The organism is Streptomyces sp. NPDC090108 (genome assembly GCF_044747185.1).
Taxonomy (GTDB): Bacteria; Actinomycetota; Actinomycetes; order Streptomycetales; family Streptomycetaceae; genus Streptomyces.
The window spans coordinates 102,139-120,461 of record NZ_JBIVDQ010000004.1 but is presented as its reverse complement, the minus strand read 5'-3'; the positions used below and the strand labels follow the sequence as shown (position 1 = coordinate 120,461).

The following is an 18,323-nucleotide window of genomic DNA, read 5'->3' as shown; positions in this document are numbered from 1 at the left end:
TCACGTTCCCTTCGAGGCATGAACCATTTAGGCTCCGGGCACGTCCTCATGAACAACCGGCAACCCGGCCGGGAGGACCGAGACTGAAGACTGCGCGAACCCGTAAGCACATAAGACACGCACTACGGCACATTCGCCGCCAACCGGCAGCAGACAGCCACCTCGAAAAGATTTTTTCGAGGAAAAGCCACGAGCGGGAACGTTTTCGGGCTGGTTGGATGTTGACCCTGGTACGACAGCTCGTCGAGCTAGAGAAGAGGCGACGTGACTACTGTTCTGACCCCCGCGAGCCCGCTGACGGCCGCCGATCGCTGCGACCGCTGCGGCGCCCAGGCATACCTGCGCGTGGTCCTGCTCAGCGGCGGAGAACTGCTCTTCTGCGCCCACCACGGTCGCAAGTTCGAGCCGGAACTCAAGAAGATCGCCGCTGAGATACAGGACGAGACGGAGCGGCTGACGTCCGCCCCGGACACCGCCACGACCGAAGAGCGCTGAACCTCGCACCCACGACGAGCCAGTCCCGGCGAAGGCCGGTGAACGGGCGGCCGCTCCTCTCCAAGGAGCGGCCGCCCGCGCTCGTGTACCCCGGAGACGCCCTGGAGGGCGCCTGGGGCCCTTTGCGACCCTTCGTCGGCGCCGGGGCTACCCCAGCAGCCGCACGACGTCGGACACGCGCGTGTAGACACCGGGACGGCCCGGCTCTCCGCACCCGCTCCCCCAGGACACGAGACCGATCAGCCGGCCCTTGGCCACCAGAGGGCCACCGCTGTCTCCCTGGCAGGCGTCCGGGCCGCCCTCGGCCTCCCCGGCGCAGAGCATGGAATCGGCGCGGTAAGCACCGTCCGGGCCTCCCGGGTACGCCTGGGAACAGAGGTCGTCGGCCAGCACATGGACGCGTGCGGCGTGGAGCCGGCGCGGGTAGGCGCCCCCGCCGCTCGTGTCGCCCCATCCCGAGACCAGGGCCTGGGTTCCCGGCGTGTACGCCGCGTCACCGGCGGCCGCCATGGACACCACGGACTTCTGCGGCAGCTCCTTGTCGAGCGTGAGCACGGCGAAGTCGCCGGAGTTCGCGACGGCGTCGTAGCCCGGGTTCACCCGGACGTCCTTCACCGTGATCTCCTTGCCGCCTCGCCCCGTCAGGTCGGTGCGCCCCGCGATGACCTTGAGGTCGGACACGCGGTTCGGCGGCGAGCCGAGGACGTCGTCAGCCAGGCAGTGGGCCGCGGTGAGCACCTTGGTCGGCGCGATCGCCACCCCGCCGCAGAACTGACCCGCCCGCGTACCCCCGAACCGGTCACGGCTGGACAGCGCCACCGTCCACGGGGCCTGGGAGACGTCGATCGGGAACCCTCCGACCACCACACTGTCCGCGACGGACGCGGTCGCCCCGATCAGGGGTATGGCGGTGGCGGCGGCCGCGAGCACGAGCGGCCGGACCAAGGTCCGGACAACGGAACGGCGCATGGATACTCCTCACTCAGGGGTGTGGTGTGAACACCCAGAGTCATGCACCGCATCGCCGCGCGCAGCCCGAAGGCCCGGCTCCCGCACGGGGAGCCGGGCCTTCGGGCCGTTCGGACCTGTACCGGTCGCGATCTAGTCGAGGTAGTCGCGCAGCACCTGGGAGCGCGACGGGTGACGCAGCTTCGACATGGTCTTGGACTCGATCTGACGGATGCGCTCACGCGTCACGCCGTAGACCTTGCCGATCTCGTCGAGGGTCTTCGGCTGACCGTCGGTGAGTCCGAAGCGCATGGAGACGACGCCGGCCTCGCGCTCGGACAGGGTGTCCAGAACGGAGTGCAGCTGCTCCTGCAGGAGCGTGAAGCTGACGGCGTCGGCGGGGACGACGGCCTCGGAGTCCTCGATGAGGTCACCGAACTCGCTGTCACCGTCCTCGCCCAGCGGGGTGTGCAGGGAGATGGGCTCGCGGCCGTACTTCTGGACCTCGATGACCTTCTCCGGGGTCATGTCGAGTTCCTTGGCCAGCTCCTCCGGGGTGGGCTCGCGGCCCAGGTCCTGGAGCATCTGACGCTGGACGCGCGCGAGCTTGTTGATGACCTCGACCATGTGCACCGGGATACGGATGGTGCGGGCCTGGTCGGCCATGGCCCGGGTGATGGCCTGACGGATCCACCAGGTGGCGTACGTGGAGAACTTGTAGCCCTTGGTGTAGTCGAACTTCTCGACCGCGCGGATCAGACCGAGGTTGCCCTCCTGGATGAGGTCCAGGAAGAGCATGCCGCGGCCGGTGTAGCGCTTGGCCAGGGAGACCACCAGACGGAGGTTGGCCTCCAGGAGGTGGTTCTTGGCGCGGCGGCCGTCCTCCGCGATGATCTCCAGCTCGCGCTTGAGCTTCGGGGCGAGCTTGTCGGAGTTCGCCAGCTTGTCCTCGGCGAAAAGACCGGCCTCGATGCGCTTGGCGAGCTCGACCTCCTGCTCGGCGTTGAGCAGGGGGACCTTGCCGATCTGCTTCAGGTAGTCCTTGACCGGGTCGGCGGTGGCACCGGCCGCCGCGACCTGCTGGGCGGGCGCGTCGTCCTCGTCCTCGTCCGAGAGCACGAAGCCCGCGCTCTCGGTGCCTTCCGGCTCGGCCGCGTCCTTGGTCTCCTCGATGACCTCGTCCTCGAGGAGCTCGGCGTCGTCCTTCTTGGCACCGGTCTTCTTCGCGGCCGTCTTCTTGGCGACCGTCTTCTTCGCGGTCGCCTTCTTGGCGACCGTCTTCTTGGCCGCGGCCTTCTTGGCCGGGGCCTCGGCGGAATCATCGGCGGACGGAGCGGCGGCGGACGGGGCCGCCGTGGTCGCGGTGGCCTTCCTGGTGGTGACCGTCTTCGCCGCGACCGTCTTGGTGGCGGTGCGCTTCGCCGGACTCTTCGCTGCGACGCTCTTTCGGGTGCGCTTGGGCTCTGCCGCACTGACCATCAGCGTCACACCCTCTTCCTCAAGGATCTGATTGAGGCTGCGCAGTACGTTCTTCCACTGAGTGGCCGGGATCTGGTCAGCTTCGAAGGCCCGACGCACGTCGTCGCCGGCGATCTGCCCCTCAGCCTTTCCCCGCTCAATGAGCGCCATGACAGAGACGGACTCGGCGATCTCCGGCGGGAGCGTACGGGATGTGCTGGCCGACACGAACAACCTCTCGACACGTTGGAAAACGGCTTCCGGCCCCGTCCACGACGGACAGGAGCCGACCACCGACCTGGGGATGGGTCGACGGCGCGGGCGGGGGCCGGGAAGATACACAGCGCCTGGTGCGGCGTCCGTATTCCTTCCTCGGCTGTCACCTCTTAGGTCATCGCGCTGTCTCCAAGAGCGTTACGCCCAATCTGCGTGGCCCGAGTCACACCCCGTAAGCAGTCAAAAGCAGTCATATGCGAACACAGAGGGATTCTGTCGTCACGTCCGGAACCGCTCCGCCGCCCCGGACGGCCCGGCACGGCGCCGGGCCCGGCCGGACCGCGGAATCCGGTGGGGTCCGGCGGCGGCCGGGTTCCGGACCCGGTGCCGCCCGGGCCCACCCGCGTGCCGCGCACCGGCGACCGCACCGCTTCCGGTCAGTGCTCCCGCGGGGCGGGAACCACGCGCTCCACCTCGGGGTGGATGGTGAGCAGCTGACGCACGGCCGACTCGGCCGCGGTCCCGTCGCCGGTGCCGAGCGCGTCCACGATCCGGGCGTGCTGGGCGACCGACGCCTCGTTCGGCCGGTCGCAGCCCGTGACCGGACCGCCGGAGACCTGGAGGGCGGCCGAGACGATCCCGGAGAGGTGTTCGAGCATGCGGTTGCCCGCGATCTGGATGAGCAGACCATGGAACTCCGCGTCGGCACGGGAGAAGGTCAGCGCGTCACCCTGCGCGAGGGCGTGGCTCATGATCTCGACCATGTCCGAGAGGCGCTGCTGCACCTCCTCACGGCCGTGCCCGGCGGCGAGGCGGGCGGCGAGCGGCTCGATCGTCCAGCGCAGCTCGCTCAGCTCACGGCGCTGATCGTCGCGCTGCGGCCCAAAGGCCCGCCACTCGATGATGTCCGGGTCCAGGAGGTTCCAGTCACTGACGGGCCGCACGCGGGTACCGACGTTCGGGCGGGCGCTGACGAGCCCCTTGGCCTCGAGAACGCGAAGGGACTCGCGGACGACGGTGCGGGAGACCTCGAATCGCTGGCCGATCTCCTCGGGCACCAGGGGGCGGTCCGCGCCCAGGTCCCCGGAGACGATCATCTGGCCCAGCTGCTGGACGAGCTGGCCGTGCAGTCCGCGTCCACGGCTGCCCGCGGTACGGCGGCCCACCCGGCCCAGCTCGGGTTCCACCCCGTCCCAGGCGGGGGGCGTGACGCGGTCGGGCACCGGGCCCTCGGAGTAGGGGTAACGGTCGAGTTCGCCCGGGCCGACCAGACCGGAGTCGGTGGAGCGGGCGGCGGTCATCATGGTGTGCGCAAGGGTACTCACGGAACCTTTGTCGGCGTGGTCTCCAACTCCCTTGAGGGCTTTGGTGAAAAGCACACGAAAGGGTGATCGCTCACCCCGTCGCAATTGACGACTTATCGGAAAGAAATGGGCTTTCCCCGGGGACTTGTGGGCACAGCGGGTCCCGAACCATACGGAGAGCCGTCATCGCGTCCTGGTGCGCAGCGTGGTGAACACATACGCGCAGAGCAGCGCGCACAGAGACAACGTCATTGCCCCGCCCACGGGTTGGGTGACGACACGGGCCGTGGCGAGCAGGTAGCGCTCGCCTCCGAAGGGCCACTGCAGCAGGAGCAGTTCCCGCATCCGCACGGCGAGTCCCCCGGCGACGCTCACGGCCTCGCCGCCGAGCGCCTTGTGCGCGAGCGGTACGACGGCGACGGGCACCGCCAGGACGGCGGCGAGGCCCGCCGTGGTGGACCGGAAGACTCCGGCCGCCAGCACCCCGGCCCAGGCGCACCCGGTCACCAGCCCGAACCAACTCGCGCTCAGTGAGAGCCAGTCCGCGGGAACTTCGGTCAGCTCCCGGCCGTAGACGAGGTAGAGCGCTTCGGCGTCGCACCCCAGGGTGAGGAGGGCGAGCAGCAGGGCGGTGGCTCCGGAGACGAGGAGTTTCGCGGCGAGCAGGCCCAGCCGGCGGGGCACGGTGCCGCGGTCCGCCGCCAGCGCGGGGTGGCGGAACTCGTCCCCGAAGGCCAGCGCGCCGAGCAGTCCCGCGGCGAGCGCCACGGGCGGCAGCGGCAGTTCGCGCGGCCATGCGGCGAACAGGCGTGCCTGCGGGGTGTGGCCGACCCGGGCGAGGAGCACGGCGGTGAGCGCGGACACCACCAGTACGGCTCCGCAGGTGAGGAAGCCGGTGCCGATCCCGGTGGCACGCCGCAGTTCGTAGCGCAGGGGGCGCAGGGGGGTGCGGGCGGAGCGGACGGAGATCGGCGGAGGCAGCTGGGTCGTCGTGCCCGCGCCGGGCGATCCGGCGGGGACCTCGGAGTCGTCGTCCTCGTGGCGCCGGGTGCCGGGGTTCCTCGCCCCGGGCAGGGCCGCTCCGGCGGCGGAGGTGGCACCGGTGCCGGTGGTCCCCGCCGGGGCGGAGGGCTCGGCGCCCGGTCGCGCGTCCGGGGTCTCCGGGAATCGCGAGGCATGTGCTTCGACGGACGGCTCTCTGTCCGTCGCGGCTTCAGCGGGGGCCGGTCGCTCGGTGTCCGGCTGCCCGACGCCGGGACGGGGACCGGCGGCATCGCCGGACGCGGCTGTCCTGTCCGGACCGGCCGCCCTGTCCAGATCAGCCGCCCTGCCTGACCTGTTCCGCGCATCCAGTGCATCCAGTGCGTCCGACGCGCCTGCGGCGGCGGTCGGGTCGGCAGCCGTCTCGCGGGCGGTCGCCCCGGCGACCGATGTCCGGCCGAGGGGCGCCTCGGCGCCGGACACCCCGCGAGCGGACGTCCCGTCGGCAGACATCCGGCCGGGTCCGCCGGCGGTCGCGCCGGATGCCCTCACCTCGGCCCGGTGGGTGGCCGCCGTCGCGCTGTCGGACGTTGCGCCGTCGGTGGCGGCACGTTCCGGCAGAGAGTGCGGCCGGCGCGGTTCCGCGAACGCGGTCAGACCGACGGCGGCCTGCTGCTCGCCGGGGGCCCTGCCGGGCCCGGCCTGCTTCTGTCCGATCAGCGAAACGCCGGAGGCTGCATGCCTGCGCTCTCCGGCAGACGAGGTGGACACCGCGCGTGCCCCGGCCGCGGCCGGCTCGTCGCCCACCGGGACTCCGGCACCGGGCTCAGATTCGGGCTCGGTGGACGAGGTCCCGGAGTGGGTCCGCGCTGTCTCGGCGGACGAAGTCGCGGAGGAAGTCCGCGCCGTCTCGGCCGACGAGGGCCCCGAGACGACATGCGCGGGCTCGGTGGTCATGGTCCCGCCGTCCGGGCCGTCCCCCGCTCCCGGCCCCATGTCTCCGACCTCGTCGGCGAGTTGGTGGACGAGGATGCCGTGCCGGAACGCCATCTCGCCGATGTCGGCCGTCGTACTGCCGTACACGGACAGGCGATTGCCGTCCTCGCGCACGACCTCGACAGAACGCCGTCCGACACGGGCCTCTTTGGTGATGAGCGCCGCCAGGCGGGCGGCGTGGGGGCTGCGGACGGCCACACGGGGGCGCAGGCGGGTGCGGGCGAAGTCCCCGGCCTTCTGGTCGGCGACGAGCCGTCCGCCGTCGAGAGTGACGACGTGGTCCGCCGTGCGCGAGGCCTCCTTGGGGTCGGCGGTCGTGACGAGCACCGTTCCCCCTTGGGAGGCGTGCGCCCGCAGCATGCCGTGCACCCAGCGCGCCTCACCGGCGGAGAGGCCTTCGGTGGGTTCGTCCAGGACGAGGGTGTGCGGGTCGCCGAGCAGGGCGCAGGCGAGGCCGAGCCTGCGGTCCATGCCGCGCGACAGCGTGCCGAGCCGCTCCTCGCGGAGTCCGGCGAGTCCGACCACTTCGAGCACCTCGTCGGCGCGCCGGGCGGGAACTCCGGCCGCGGCGCAGAGCATGCGCAGGTGGCCGCGGACCGAGCGGGCGGGGTGCCCCGGCACGTCGCCGAGGAGCACTCCCACCTCGCGCGCGGGGTGGGCGATCCGGTGCAGGGGGCGCCCTCTGAAGCAGGTGATGCCTCGCCCCTGCTGGAGTTCGAGCGCCAGCCGGAGCACGGTCGTCTTGCCCGCGCCCGTCGCCCCGAGGAGCGAGGTGACGTGGCCGGCACGCGCTTCGAACGAGACGTCGTCGACGTCGGGCGGGTGCGCCTTGCGGGGATTACTGGTCAGTCCGAAGGCCTGGATCACCTGACGCAAGATAGCGCGCGGTGTCCGTTTTTTCGCTCATCGCCTGATTTACGGCTGGGTGGTGTGCCCAGTGGCGCAACCTGGGTGGGCCGTTCGGGGGACCACCGGACAGGGCAGGGACGATCCCTCGTCATGGCGGGCGCCGCCCCTCTCGCGCATCCGGTGCGTCCGGCGGCGTTCGCATACGGAGCCGGCCGGATCCCGTCAGGTTCCGGCGGGCTCCGCCTGCCGCGTGAGGCTCGCGCGCTCCGCAGGGTCCCGTCAGACCTCGGGGCGGAGCATCGGCGGATTGAGCAGGGTGGCGCCGCCGGCCCTGAAGAGCTGGGCCGGCCTGCCGCCCTGGCGGGTGGTCGTGCCACCGGTGGGAACGAGGAACCCGGGCGTTCCCGTGACCTTGCGGTGGAAGTTGCGCGGATCCAGCGCCACACCCCACACCGCCTCGTAGACCCGGCGCAGCTCGCCGACGGTGAACTCGGGCGGGCAGAACGCCGTGGCCAGCGACGAGTACTCGATCTTCGACCGGGCCCGCTCCACCCCGTCGGCGAGGATCTGCGCGTGGTCGAAGGCGAGCGGTGCCACGGGCTCACCGTCCCGGCCGTAGCCGCCCTGCTGGAGGAGTTCCTCGACCGGCGCCCAGCGCGCGTTGCTCGCGTCGCCGCCCGCGCGGGGTGCGGGCAGGTCGGGGGCGAGAGCGAGGTGGGCCACGCTGACCACCCGCATGCGCGGGTCCCGGTCGGGGTCGCCGTAGGTGGCGAGCTGTTCGAGGTGGGCGCCCTTGTCCTGGGCGGGCGCCTCCGGATCGTGGGCGCACAGCCCGGTCTCCTCGGCCAGCTCACGCGCCGCCGCCTGGGAGAGGTCCTCGTCCGCCCGCACGAATCCGCCCGGCAGCGCCCAGCGTCCCTGGAACGGCGGCTCACCCCTGCGCACCGCCAGCGCGCACAGGGCGTCGCGGCGCACGGTCAGGACGACCAGGTCAACGGTGACGGCGAAAGGCGGGAAGGCTGACGGGTCGTAGGGCATGCGGCGATCATAGTCGTCTGCCTGACGATAAGCACGCCCTTCGTCGGTCGCATCGAGGGCGGATCCGCTTCGTTCCGGTATGGGGCGCAGGGTCGGCTCCTGTTCGTCGCGCCGGTCGCGTCGTGCGAGGTCGCACGCACTTGTCGTACCAGGTTCTAACCGGTGGCGTGCACGACGGCCTGCGGGACCTCGCGGGTTCTTCGCCGGCGCCGTACGGGCTCACACTCCCAGTTGCAGGGCATCCGCCGCCTCCTCGACCATGGCGAGTCCGAGTCTGCTGACCCGCACGGCGAAGGGGGCGCCCGCCACCCGCAGTCCGGTCAGGCCCAGCTCGCCGAGGGGAGCGCTGCGGACCGGGCGCAGGGTGACCGTGCCGGCGGGAACGTCGGGGCGGATGCCCGCGAGCGCGCTGAGCACGAGGACCGCGGAGGCGGCCGCGGTGGCCGCCGGACGGCAGGCGGCGGGGTGCGGGAGAGGTGCGCTCCCGGTGGACCTCTGCTCCCCCGCGAACATGTCGGGCAGCCGGTGACCGAAGTGCTCCGCCGCGTCCAGCAGGCCCTTCAGCAGGGCACCGGCCTCCTTCTCGAAGCCGGCGGCGGCCAGTCCCGCGAAGGCGAGCGCGGTCTCCTGGACGCGCAGGGCTCCGGTCCGGTGGCCGAACGGGTTGTGGCCGGCCTCCTTGGCTCCGAGCCCGCGCAGCCCCCAGCCCGTGTCCATCGCGGGGGCGCCGAGGAGCCGGGCGAGCTGCTCGGTGCGCACCTTGTCGAGGAGGCCCTGGGCGAGCCGTCCGCCGCCGAGGAGTCCCGTGTCGAGGAGGTGGACGGCGGACGAGCAGAGCTGGGGAAGCGGCCGTCCGTCGGGGGCGAGTGCCATGGCCGGACGGCCGCCGCCGCGGTCGTCGACCCAGAATTCCCGCTGGAACGCGGACCGCAGGGCTTCGGCCCATTGCCGCAGCTCGTCGGCGCCGGGTCTGCCGTATGCGTCGAGGAGATCGGCGCCGAGGAGGGCGGCGCGGTACGCGTGGGCCTGTGTCTCGCAGCGGACCGGGCCCTTGGGCTGCGGATCGGCGAGGTAGGTGCCGTCACCGGCGGTGGTGCGCAGCCAGGCCAGGCAACGTTCCGCCGCGGGCAGCAGTTCCCGCGTCTCCTGTTCGGGCAGCCCCCACAGGCGGGCCTCGGCGAGCAGCACCGGGAAGAGAAGGGTGGCCTCCGTGCCGGTGCAGGCGGGCGGGAGAAGCGCGCCGGAGTCGCGGAGCGGGCCGGGGATCAGGCCGGCCCGCGCGTCGGGGGCCTTCACCTGGGTGCGGGCCAGGGTGCGCAGCGTGCCCGCGGCGAGCCGGGTGCCCAGGGGCAGCGTCATGCGTGCCGCGGTGAGTGCGTCGGCCGGCGCCATGCCGCAGCGCCAGGGGACGCCCGCCGCGAGGAAGGTGTCGGACGGATGGGCGGGATCACGGACCAGCAGAGCCTGGAGGTCGTCGACCGCGACCTCCAGCCATGCGGCCGCCCGCGGGTCGTCGCCTGCCGCCCGTGCGGGGCCGAAGGGGACGGCCGCCGAACGGCCCGCGGAACGCAGCGGTCCGGCTCCGACCGGCCGTACGCGCAGTTCCAGGCTCGTCGTTCCCCCTGGCGGCAGCGCGACTTCCCAGCGGAGCAGTCCGGCGGAGGCCAGGGCGTCGGCCGGTGGTGGGTCCGCCGTCACGCAGGCACCGGCGCCGTTGCCGGTCCAGCGCAGTCCCGAGTCGTGGACGGTCGCGGGTAGTTCGGGCCCCGCGGTTCCGGCGGCGACGGCTCCGAGGTCCGCGAGGTCGGTGCCGAGGGCGATCTCGACGGGCAGGTGAAGGGGGCGCAGGCCGGTGTTGCGGAGCGTGATGCGTTCGGTCCCGTCGGCATGGCGCATTCGTTCCACGACGACGTCCGGGTCGGGTCCCGTCGCGGGCGAGGCGCGCAGTGTGCCCGTGAACCGGGCCTGACCGGCCGAGATCGTCCTGCCCTGCACCGGAAGAGGTTCCCGTCCGGCGATCCGGACCTGGCATCGCGAGAGCAGCCGCCGGCCGCCCCGGTAGAAACCGTCGAGACCCCGGCCGGTGAGCTGTCCGCGTTCGTCGGAGATGGCAAGGCCGGGCAGTGCCACGCAGATCAGGGCCTCGTGCGTGGGCGGCAGGCCGGAAATGGAGCGGGGACCCGAAGGCTGCGTGCGCGGGACGGCGGCTCCGGCGGGCCGCGGGGCGCGGACCGTGGAGAGGGCGGACGGCTGGGAGCGGCTCTGGACCGATGCGGTCGCCGGTGCGCTGCGTGGAGGGGGCGGCACCTGGGCGACGGCGACAGGTGCTGTCCGCGTGGTGGTGGCGTCCGCCGCCGGCGGGAGTGGCTCGAAGCGGAACCGGGGCGGATGTCTGTCCTCGGCGAGGGAGGGCGGAGTCGGCTGCTCATGCATGGCGTGCCTTCCTCTGCGCACGGTGCGCCTCGGACGTGCCGGACGTGCTGAGGCGCCCGGAGGGACAAGGGTCGTGCGGCGGTGGCGCCCGTTGCGGCGCTCCGCCACTCAGGTGAACGCGGAGGGAGTTGTCCGGGTCACGCGCCCAGGCGGTGAAGCCGACCGAATGGCGGTGTGATGCGCGACACTCGCCCTCGGCGCGCGGGACGTGTCCCCGCCGACGTGGTTCGCCGCGCCGACGGCGGGCCCGTGCCACTGCGGCAGGATCCGCCGCGAGGAAGACGAACGCGGGTCGGTCATGGCGAACGCGAGCCCGTTGGAGCGACCCCGCAGCGATGGACACGGCTGTCGTGTTCAGGACCGGTCCCCGCAGCCGCCATCCCCGGTCGCCGCAGCGCCATCCCCGGTCCGCACTCAGCCGCCGTCGGCCTCGGTCCTGTGGCGGATGGAGTCGGCCTTGGTGCCTCCGCCCGGGGAATCAGCCGCCCCGGTGCGCCTGCTGCCGGGCTCGCGGCCGGCCGGGCGGGAGGGTCCGGCGGTGCGCGACTGCGGGTGCGTGGGAGCCGACCGCCGCTGTCCGCGCGTGGCTCGCTCCGGAGAGGTGCCGGCGTCGCCGGTGTCCAGGGGCCGTACGCGGCGCCGACGGCGAGGAGTGTTCCGTGAGGCCGAGGCGGAGCCGGTGCCGGTGCCGTCCTCGGCACCGGTGGGGCCCTCGGAACCGGCAGCGTCCTCGGAATCGGCAGCAGGGCCCGCCGCCTCCCCTCCGTCGTGGTCGCCGCCGGACGGCCGGCCGTCCGGGTCGCCCGTCTGATCCCCCGCCTGCTCCCCGGACCCGGCTCCAACAGCCGGCTTGCCACCGCCCGGCGTGCCCTCCCGGCGCGACGCCTGATCCACACCGGGCCCCTGCCCAGGAGCGGGGCGGTTCTGCACCTGGCCACGGTTCGTCTCCGCGGATTCCCCCCGACCCTCGTCCAGAGCGTCGTCCGTGCTCCCGGCCGCAGCAGGTCCGGTCCGGTCCGCGCGCAGGCACCGGCGGACCGCCTCGGGGTCGAGCCCCTCGTTGCAGGCCTGGTGCAGGAGGCGGGCGAACAGGTAGTCGGGATCCGCGCCCAGGGCCATCGCCAGGGCCTCGCGGGCTTCCAGTTCGTCGCCGCTCGACCAGGCGACCCAGCCGGCCAGGGTCAGCGGGGCCGCGGCGTGCTCGCCGTACGGTCCGACGCAGCGGCGGGCCAGCGCGCGCCAGAGCCGCAGAGCCGGGGCGGCTTCCTCGCCCTCCATCCAGGCGGCCGCCCGGTCGCGCGTCGTACGGTCCTGGAGTCCGAGGATCAGCGTCGCGGCCTCGTCGTGCGCGAGCAGCGCGTCGTCCCGGGCGTCGGCCGTGTGGGTACCCGTGACCGGGGGTGCCGCCGCGAACCGGCGGATGACGCGATCGGCGAGGCCGAGGGTCTCCACGGCGACCTCCGCGCGCATCGCCTCGTCCAGGATGCGGGGCACCAGCGCCATGCCCGCGGCGTCCAGGGCGACCTCCTGTTCGAGCGCGGCCGAAGTCTCCCAGGGCAGCATCCTGGCCCGCAGTTCGCGCAGGGTGCCACGCACCTGGATGCCGGCGTAGGTGGCGGCCGCGGCGAGCACCGAGGTGCCGGGCAGTCCCATCGGTGTTCCTTCGGCCGGACAGCATCCGACGAGCGGGCAGGAGTACGACCAGAAGCGGCCGTCGGAGATGCACAGGGTCTCGATCACCGGTACGTCGAGACCGCCGCACTCGGTGCGCAGCAGGTGGGCGAGCGGGCCGAGCCGGCGTTTGACGTCCTGGCCGGACTCACCCGGGCGCGGTTCCTGGCAGACGTAGGCGACCATCTGCTCGGGCTTGGCGCCGCGGCGCTCGCTGCCGGTCACCAGCCCCCTGGCCAGTTGCCGCGCGGCCGCCGCCCAGTCGTCCTCGGAGGCCGGGATGCCCAGGCGGGCCCGGCCGCCGAACCTGCCCCGGCCGCCCCGGTCGTGGAGCGCGACCAGGACCATGCTGTCCTCGGGCCGGTAGCCGAGCAGGTACGGCAGGGCGTCGGCCAGTTCGGCGGGGGTGCGCAGGGTGACCTGGGCGTCGTGCGCGGAGCGACCGTCGAGCGGGATTCCCCGCGTGACACCGCGATGCATTCCTCCCGTGATGTCGCCGTTTTCGAAGGATCCGGTGGATTCGCCGTGATTCGTCATGCCCAGACGATCTCGCGGTTCTCGAAATCCCGCTTGAGCCTGTGGATAACTCGCACCAGGGACACGACAAGAATTCATCGCCCGAGACTGGCGGCACGACCGTCGACACGGCCCTCGGCCGAAACCGGCGGCGCCCCCTCGCCGGAGACCGCCGATACGAGCCTCGCCCGGGACCGCCGAACGCGGCCACCTCCCGCCACCCGCCACCCGCGTCCAGTGGACAGCGGACAGCGGACAGCGGACAGCGGACAGCCCGACTCAACCCGACTCAGCCCGCCGCCGCGAGGACCAGCGGCAGAACCTCCTGGCATCCGGCCTGGCGGAGCAGCCGGGCGGCGACGGCGAGAGTCCAGCCGGAGTCCGTCATGTCGTCCACCAGCAGAACGGGGCCGGAAGATTCCGCGAGCGCGCCGGCCAGGTCGGCGGAGACGGCGAAGGCGCCGGACAGCGACCTCAGTCGCTGGGCGGAGTTGCTGCGGCGAGCGGTGTGCGCGCCGCTCGGGTCCGTGGAGGTCAGGGTGCCCAGGAAGGGAAGGCGGCCGATGCCCGCGATGCCCTGCGCGAGGGAACCGACCAGTTGCGGACGGGACAGGGAGGGCACGGCGACGACCCCCACCGGCCGGGCCGCGGCGTCCGGGCCCGGCGAGGCCCAGCCGCCCGGGGAACGCGCCCAGTCGGCGAGGACCGCCACCGCCGCCCGCAGGACGTCGTCGGGAACCGGGCCGTCGGGAGCGCCCTCGGCCAGCAGCGGGCGCAGCCGGTTGCCCCAGCCGATGTCCGAGAGCCGGCCCAGGGCCCGCCCGGTGGAGCACTGTTCCTTCGCCGGGATGCGGCCCTTGAGATCGATGCCCAGGGCCGGCATGCCCGTCGGCCACATCCGGCGCGGCTCGACCTCCACTCCCGGGCGGTCGAGCTCCTTCTCCGCACCCGTGAGCGCGTCGGCCGAGACGGACGAACCGACCCAGTCGCCCGCGCAGTTGTCGCAGCGGCCGCACGGGACGGCCCCCTGGTCGTCCAGCTGGCGGCGCAGGAACTCCATCCGGCACTCGGACGTGCTCACGTAGTCGCGCATGGCCTGTCGCTCGGCCGCACGCTGCCGCGCCACCCACGCGTAGCGCTCGGTGTCGTACGCCCAGGACTGCCCTGTGCTCTCCCAGCCGCCCTTCACGCGGCGCACGGCACCGTCCACGTCGAGGACCTTCAGCATCGTCTCCAGACGGGTGCGCCTGAGGTCCACCGCGGCCTCCAGGGCCGGCACGGACAGCGGCCGTCCCGCGTCGGCGAGGGACGCGAGGGTCTGGCGGACCTGCGCCTCGGGCGGGAAGGCCGTATCGGCGAAGTAGCGCCAGATCGCCTCGTCCTCCTTGCCGGGCAGCATCAGCACGTCGGCGTGCTCCACGCCGCGGCCCGCGCGGCCGACCTGCTGGTAGTAGGCGATCGGCGAGGACGGCGATCCGAGGTGGACCACGAAGCCGAGGTCCGGCTTGTCGAACCCCATCCCGAGCGCCGAGGTCGCCACCAGCGCCTTGACGCGGTTGTCCTTGAGGTCGGACTCCGCCTGGAGGCGGTCCGCGTTCTCCGTGCGGCCCGTGTAGGAGGCGACCTTGAAGCCCCTCTGCCGCAGGAAGGCGGTCGCCTCCTCGGCCGCGGCGACGGTGAGCGTGTAGATGATCCCGGAGCCGGGCAGCTCGTCCAGATGCTCGGCCAGCCAGGCCAGGCGGTGCGCGGCGTCCGGCAGCTCGACCACGCCGAGCCGCAGGCTCTCCCTCTCCAGCGAGCCGCGCAGCACCAGGGCCTCACCGGCGCCGGTGCCCAGCTGCTCGGCGACGTCCGCGGTGACGCGCGCGTTGGCGGTCGCGGTGGTGGCGAGCACCGGGACGCCGGGGGCGAGGTCGGCGAGCATCGCGCGCAGCCTGCGGTAGTCCGGGCGGAAGTCGTGGCCCCAGTCGGAGATGCAGTGCGCCTCGTCCACGACGAGGAGGCCGGTCGTGGCCGCGAGCCGGGGCAGCATCTGCGCCCGGAAGTCCACGGAGTTCAGGCGTTCGGGACTGACGAGGAGAACGTCGGTCTCGCCCCGCTCCACCTCCTCCTGGATGGTGTCCCACTCCTCCGGGTTGGCCGAGTTGATGGTGCGCGCCCGGATACCGGCCCGCTCGGCCGCCTCGACCTGGTTGCGCATGAGCGCGAGCAGCGGCGAGACGATCACGGTCGGGCCGGCGCCGCGCCGGCGGAGCAGGGCGGTGGCGACGAAGTACACCGCCGACTTGCCCCAGCCGGTGCGCTGCACGACGAGCGCACGACGGTGGTCGCGCACCAGCGCCTCGACCGCCTGCCACTGGTCCTCCCGCAGCCGCGCCGTCCCTCCCGGATCGCCCACGAGCTCGGCGAGGACGGCATCGGCTTCGGTACGGAGTTCCACAGGGTCCATACCCCCATGCAACCCGATGGCGACGACGATCGGCCAATCCGCGCGGGCGGCCGCGGTGAGAACCGGGGGCACCCGCTTCGTCACGCCGGACCGGAACGGTCGGGCACGCGGGACCAGGACGCTCCATCGCAGGAGACCGGGACGCTCTGTCACGGGAGGCCGGACGCATCGTCACGGGAGACCGGGACGCATCGTCCGGCGAGGCCGGAACGATTCTTCACGCGCGGCCGGAACGGTTCGTCACGGACGGCCGGAACGGTCTTCGCGCACCTCGACGGGTCGTCCCGGGCGTCGACAGGCACCTCTGTGGGTAGGGATATACATCACACACCACCAGATACCCCTCGGCGACCCCAATTGCTCGTTGCCGCATTCCAGTTCGAGAGGAAGAATTGAATTCCGCTCCCCGCACGGCCGGCCCGTGATCCGGTTGGGCTTCCCTGCGGTGCGCGCTCCCCCGAATCCGACCTCGCCCTCAGTGTGGGCGCGTAGCCGAAGGGAGGAACGTGACCTTCGGATTCGCCTCGTCCTCGGCGGCCTCGTTGTCGACGTCCACAGCCGCCGCCTCCGCCAGTCGCCTGCTCGAGCCCGCCGAGTGGGCCGCCGCAGCGATCCCCCTGCTGAACAACCCACGCGAGGTCGTCAGCGGACTGCACGCCCGCCATCATCCCAAGCCGTCCACGGCGATCGTGGCCGTGCTCGATCCGGACGAACGGCTGCGCGCCAGCGCGTCGTTCACACGTCGTCCCGCCCCGGCCGACGGCTGGATGTTCCGCAACGCGCTGCTCGACCAGCTCCGCCGGGTCATCCCGCACGACCTGCGCCGCCGCACGCCGGTACGCACCGCCGTGCTGCTCTACTGCCGCGAGGGCGACGCACGCTGGACCGAGGAGGACGGCGCCTGGATGTGGGGGCTGCGCGACGCGTGCACCCTGCACGGGCTGCGCTGCGGCGCGTACATCACGCTGACCCAGGAGGGCTGGCAGGTGCTCGGGGAAGGCCGTGGCGGACGCCGCCCGCACGCGCACTCGACGCCGGAACCCGTCGCCCTGTCGGAGGTACCGCCACTGGCACCCCGTACCGGCGGCCCGGTCTCCGAAGTCCTGCGGCGCGTGGCGGCACGCTGAGGAGAGCCGCCGGCCAGCAGGGCCGTACGCGGGTACAAGGCGGTGCACGCACGACGCCCAGGACCGAAGTCCTGGGCGTACGGGTCCGGAACCACCCGGAGGGGGCGAAGGCCTCTGCCGTGCCGGGACCGCGCGAGCGGTCGTCTTCCCGGCCCGCGGCCGCCGGCCGCGGAGCGCGTGTCAGACGCCCGTGCCCAGCAGCGGCTCGACCTGCTGCGGTTCACCGCAGACGATCAGCAGCTCTCCGGCCCGGGTGCGGGCCTGCGGCAGGGCGCCGGCGACGGCGGAGGCGGGGCCTCCGTTGACGGCGACGACGACCACGGGACGGGACGCGGCACGGGACACCGCGGCGGCGTCCGCGTAGAAGACGTCGTCGCCGGTGTCCTGCTGCGCCCAGTAGGCGGAGTCACCGAAGGACAGCTCGTGCTCGGCCCACGGGTGCTGGGCACCGGTGGTGATCACCAGGACCTCGCCGGGGGCGCGGCCCGAGTCGAGCAGCAGGTCCACCGCCTCCTCAGCGGCGTCGAGCGCACCCTCGGCCGAGGCCGGGATCAGCTGGATCTGCGGGGCGGCCGCGGGGGCGGCAGGTGCGGCCGGGCCCGACGGGCCGGGCACGGCCGGAGCCGCCTCGCGCGACGTGCGCTGCACCGGCGGGGCCGGCCGCGGAGGGCCGGGTCGACCGGGGCGGGCCGGAGCCGCGGGGCGGGGGCCGGGTACGGGGCGGGGGGTCTGCGCGGTGCGGCCGGCGGCCGGAGCGACACGGGGACCCTGGGCACTCTCGTGAATCTGAGGCTCCTCGGGAATGAGAGGCATGAGCTGTTGTCTATCAAACGTTGGTGCGGCACGGATGACCGGGGGTGGCACATCAGTGCGAATGGAATCGTCAGAAATCGAAGCCGAGCTGGCCCTCGATCACCGGAACGCCTCCGTCCGCCAAGCTGCGGACCTTCTTGAGGTGCCGCCACTGGGGCAGCGCATCAAGATACGCCCACGACAGGCGGTGGTACGGGGTGGGGCCCCGCTCCTCCAGTGCGGCCTTGTGCACGGGTGACGGATACCCGGCGTTGGCCGCAAAGCCGAAGTCTGCATGGTCGACACCGAGTTCGGCCATCATTTTGTCGCGCTGGACCTTGGCGATCACCGAAGCCGCCGCGACGGCCACGCACGACCGGTCGCCCTTGATCACCGTGCGCACCGCCCACGGGGCGCCGAGATAGTCGTGCTTCCCGTCGAGGATGACGGCGTCGGGGCGGACCGGCAGCGCCTCCAGCGCGCGCACGGCGGCCAGCCGCAGCGCGGCGGTCATCCCCAGGTCGTCGATCTCCTCCGGGGACGCGTGTCCCAGGGCGTAGGCCGTCACCCACGACTGGAGGGTCTCCGCCAGCTCCGTGCGGCGTTTGACCGTCAGCAGCTTGGAGTCGGTCAGGCCTTCCGGCGGTCGGCGCAGTCCGGTGATCGCCGCGCAGACGGTGACGGGTCCGGCCCAGGCCCCCCGCCCCACCTCGTCGACGCCGGCAATGACCTTCGCTCCGGTCGTGGCGCGCAGGGAGCGCTCGACGGTATGAGTAGGTGGTTCGTACGGCATGGCGTCCTCAGAGTACGCCGACCGGTCCGACCCGCGACACCCCGGCCCCTGGCGCGGGCCGGGAGCGAGGACGAGTGGGGGCACCCCGGACCGCCACCGCGGATTCCGCATTTCCGCCAGCGAAGGGGTAAGCGGGCGTCCGGCGAACAGAAGGAAAAGTGGAGCGGGGGCGCTTCGCGCGACCTGCGCCTTGTTTTCCATTCCGTGCGCACCGGCGTCCTCAGATCAGGACGGGAGAGCCCACCCGAAGCACACGA

General features: G+C 73.0%; 12 protein-coding genes. 2 read left to right on the top strand and 10 right to left on the bottom strand.

Annotation, left to right across the window (positions count from 1 at the left end):
• Nucleotides 1-264 precede the first annotated feature (264 nt).
• Nucleotides 265-495 (top strand): hypothetical protein, encoded by a 231-nt coding sequence (locus ACIPRD_RS15630; RefSeq protein WP_356406742.1) that lies wholly within the window; start codon nucleotides 265-267, stop codon nucleotides 493-495.
• A 147-nt stretch (nucleotides 496-642) separates the two neighbouring features.
• On the opposite strand, the gene ACIPRD_RS15625 is transcribed toward ACIPRD_RS15630, so the two are convergent.
• The 8 genes from ACIPRD_RS15625 to ACIPRD_RS15590 all read right to left on the bottom strand — a co-directional run bounded on the left by ACIPRD_RS15625 (nucleotide 643) and on the right by ACIPRD_RS15590 (nucleotide 15,354).
• Nucleotides 643-1,464, bottom strand: a complete 822-nt coding sequence (locus ACIPRD_RS15625) for a serine protease (protein ID WP_356406745.1) — start codon at nucleotides 1,462-1,464, stop codon at nucleotides 643-645.
• A gap of 132 nt (nucleotides 1,465-1,596) precedes the next feature.
• Entirely contained in the window at nucleotides 1,597-3,129 is a 1,533-nt protein-coding gene (locus ACIPRD_RS15620) for an RNA polymerase sigma factor (RefSeq protein WP_356406748.1), read from the bottom strand.
• Nucleotides 3,130-3,554: 425 nt separating this feature from the next.
• Entirely contained in the window at nucleotides 3,555-4,442 is an 888-nt protein-coding gene (locus ACIPRD_RS15615) for a FadR/GntR family transcriptional regulator (protein WP_356406751.1), read from the bottom strand.
• 162 nt (nucleotides 4,443-4,604) lie between these two features.
• Complete coding sequence (locus ACIPRD_RS15610; protein WP_401563330.1) at nucleotides 4,605-7,265, bottom strand: ATP-binding cassette domain-containing protein; 2,661 nt, start codon at nucleotides 7,263-7,265, stop codon at nucleotides 4,605-4,607.
• A gap of 261 nt (nucleotides 7,266-7,526) precedes the next feature.
• Nucleotides 7,527-8,285, bottom strand: coding sequence for an NUDIX hydrolase (locus ACIPRD_RS15605; RefSeq protein ID WP_356406757.1), 759 nt, complete (start codon nucleotides 8,283-8,285; stop codon nucleotides 7,527-7,529).
• Nucleotides 8,286-8,504: 219 nt separating this feature from the next.
• The gene (locus ACIPRD_RS15600) at nucleotides 8,505-10,718 is read right to left on the bottom strand and encodes a glycogen debranching N-terminal domain-containing protein (RefSeq protein ID WP_401563328.1); all 2,214 of its coding nucleotides are present in this window, start codon (nucleotides 10,716-10,718) and stop codon (nucleotides 8,505-8,507) included.
• Nucleotides 10,719-11,132: 414 nt separating this feature from the next.
• Nucleotides 11,133-12,926, bottom strand: coding sequence for a DUF4192 family protein (locus ACIPRD_RS15595; protein ID WP_401563325.1), 1,794 nt, complete (start codon nucleotides 12,924-12,926; stop codon nucleotides 11,133-11,135).
• Nucleotides 12,927-13,194: 268 nt separating this feature from the next.
• Nucleotides 13,195-15,354, bottom strand: coding sequence for a RecQ family ATP-dependent DNA helicase (locus ACIPRD_RS15590; protein WP_401563322.1), 2,160 nt, complete (start codon nucleotides 15,352-15,354; stop codon nucleotides 13,195-13,197).
• Nucleotides 15,355-15,860: 506 nt separating this feature from the next.
• Here ACIPRD_RS15590 and ACIPRD_RS15585 point away from each other — a divergent pair.
• A complete protein-coding gene (locus ACIPRD_RS15585; protein ID WP_356406766.1) occupies nucleotides 15,861-16,481 on the top strand; it encodes a hypothetical protein in 621 nt (206 codons plus the stop codon).
• A gap of 180 nt (nucleotides 16,482-16,661) precedes the next feature.
• Here the strand turns inward: ACIPRD_RS15585 and ACIPRD_RS15580 are convergent, their stop codons facing one another.
• Nucleotides 16,662-17,294, bottom strand: a complete 633-nt coding sequence (locus ACIPRD_RS15580) for a hypothetical protein (protein ID WP_401563319.1) — start codon at nucleotides 17,292-17,294, stop codon at nucleotides 16,662-16,664.
• A 70-nt stretch (nucleotides 17,295-17,364) separates the two neighbouring features.
• Nucleotides 17,365-18,066: a ribonuclease HII gene (locus tag ACIPRD_RS15575; RefSeq protein WP_401563317.1), complete on the bottom strand. Its 702-nt coding sequence runs from the start codon at nucleotides 18,064-18,066 to the stop codon at nucleotides 17,365-17,367.
• Between the last annotated feature and the right edge of the window lie 257 nt (nucleotides 18,067-18,323).

Bases quoted from the DNA above. Each gene is read 5' to 3' on its own strand.
- ACIPRD_RS15600 (WP_401563328.1), bottom strand. From the start codon at position 10,718: ATGCATGAGCAGCCGACTCCGCCCTCCCTCGCCGAGGACAGACATCCG.
- ACIPRD_RS15580 (WP_401563319.1), bottom strand. From the start codon at position 17,294: ATGCCTCTCATTCCCGAGGAGCCTCAGATTCACGAGAGTGCCCAGGGT.
- ACIPRD_RS15590 (WP_401563322.1), bottom strand. From the start codon at position 15,354: ATGGACCCTGTGGAACTCCGTACCGAAGCCGATGCCGTCCTCGCCGAG.
- ACIPRD_RS15575 (WP_401563317.1), bottom strand. From the start codon at position 18,066: ATGCCGTACGAACCACCTACTCATACCGTCGAGCGCTCCCTGCGCGCC.
- ACIPRD_RS15605 (WP_356406757.1), bottom strand. From the start codon at position 8,285: ATGCCCTACGACCCGTCAGCCTTCCCGCCTTTCGCCGTCACCGTTGAC.
- ACIPRD_RS15595 (WP_401563325.1), bottom strand. From the start codon at position 12,926: ATGACGAATCACGGCGAATCCACCGGATCCTTCGAAAACGGCGACATC.
- ACIPRD_RS15625 (WP_356406745.1), bottom strand. From the start codon at position 1,464: ATGCGCCGTTCCGTTGTCCGGACCTTGGTCCGGCCGCTCGTGCTCGCG.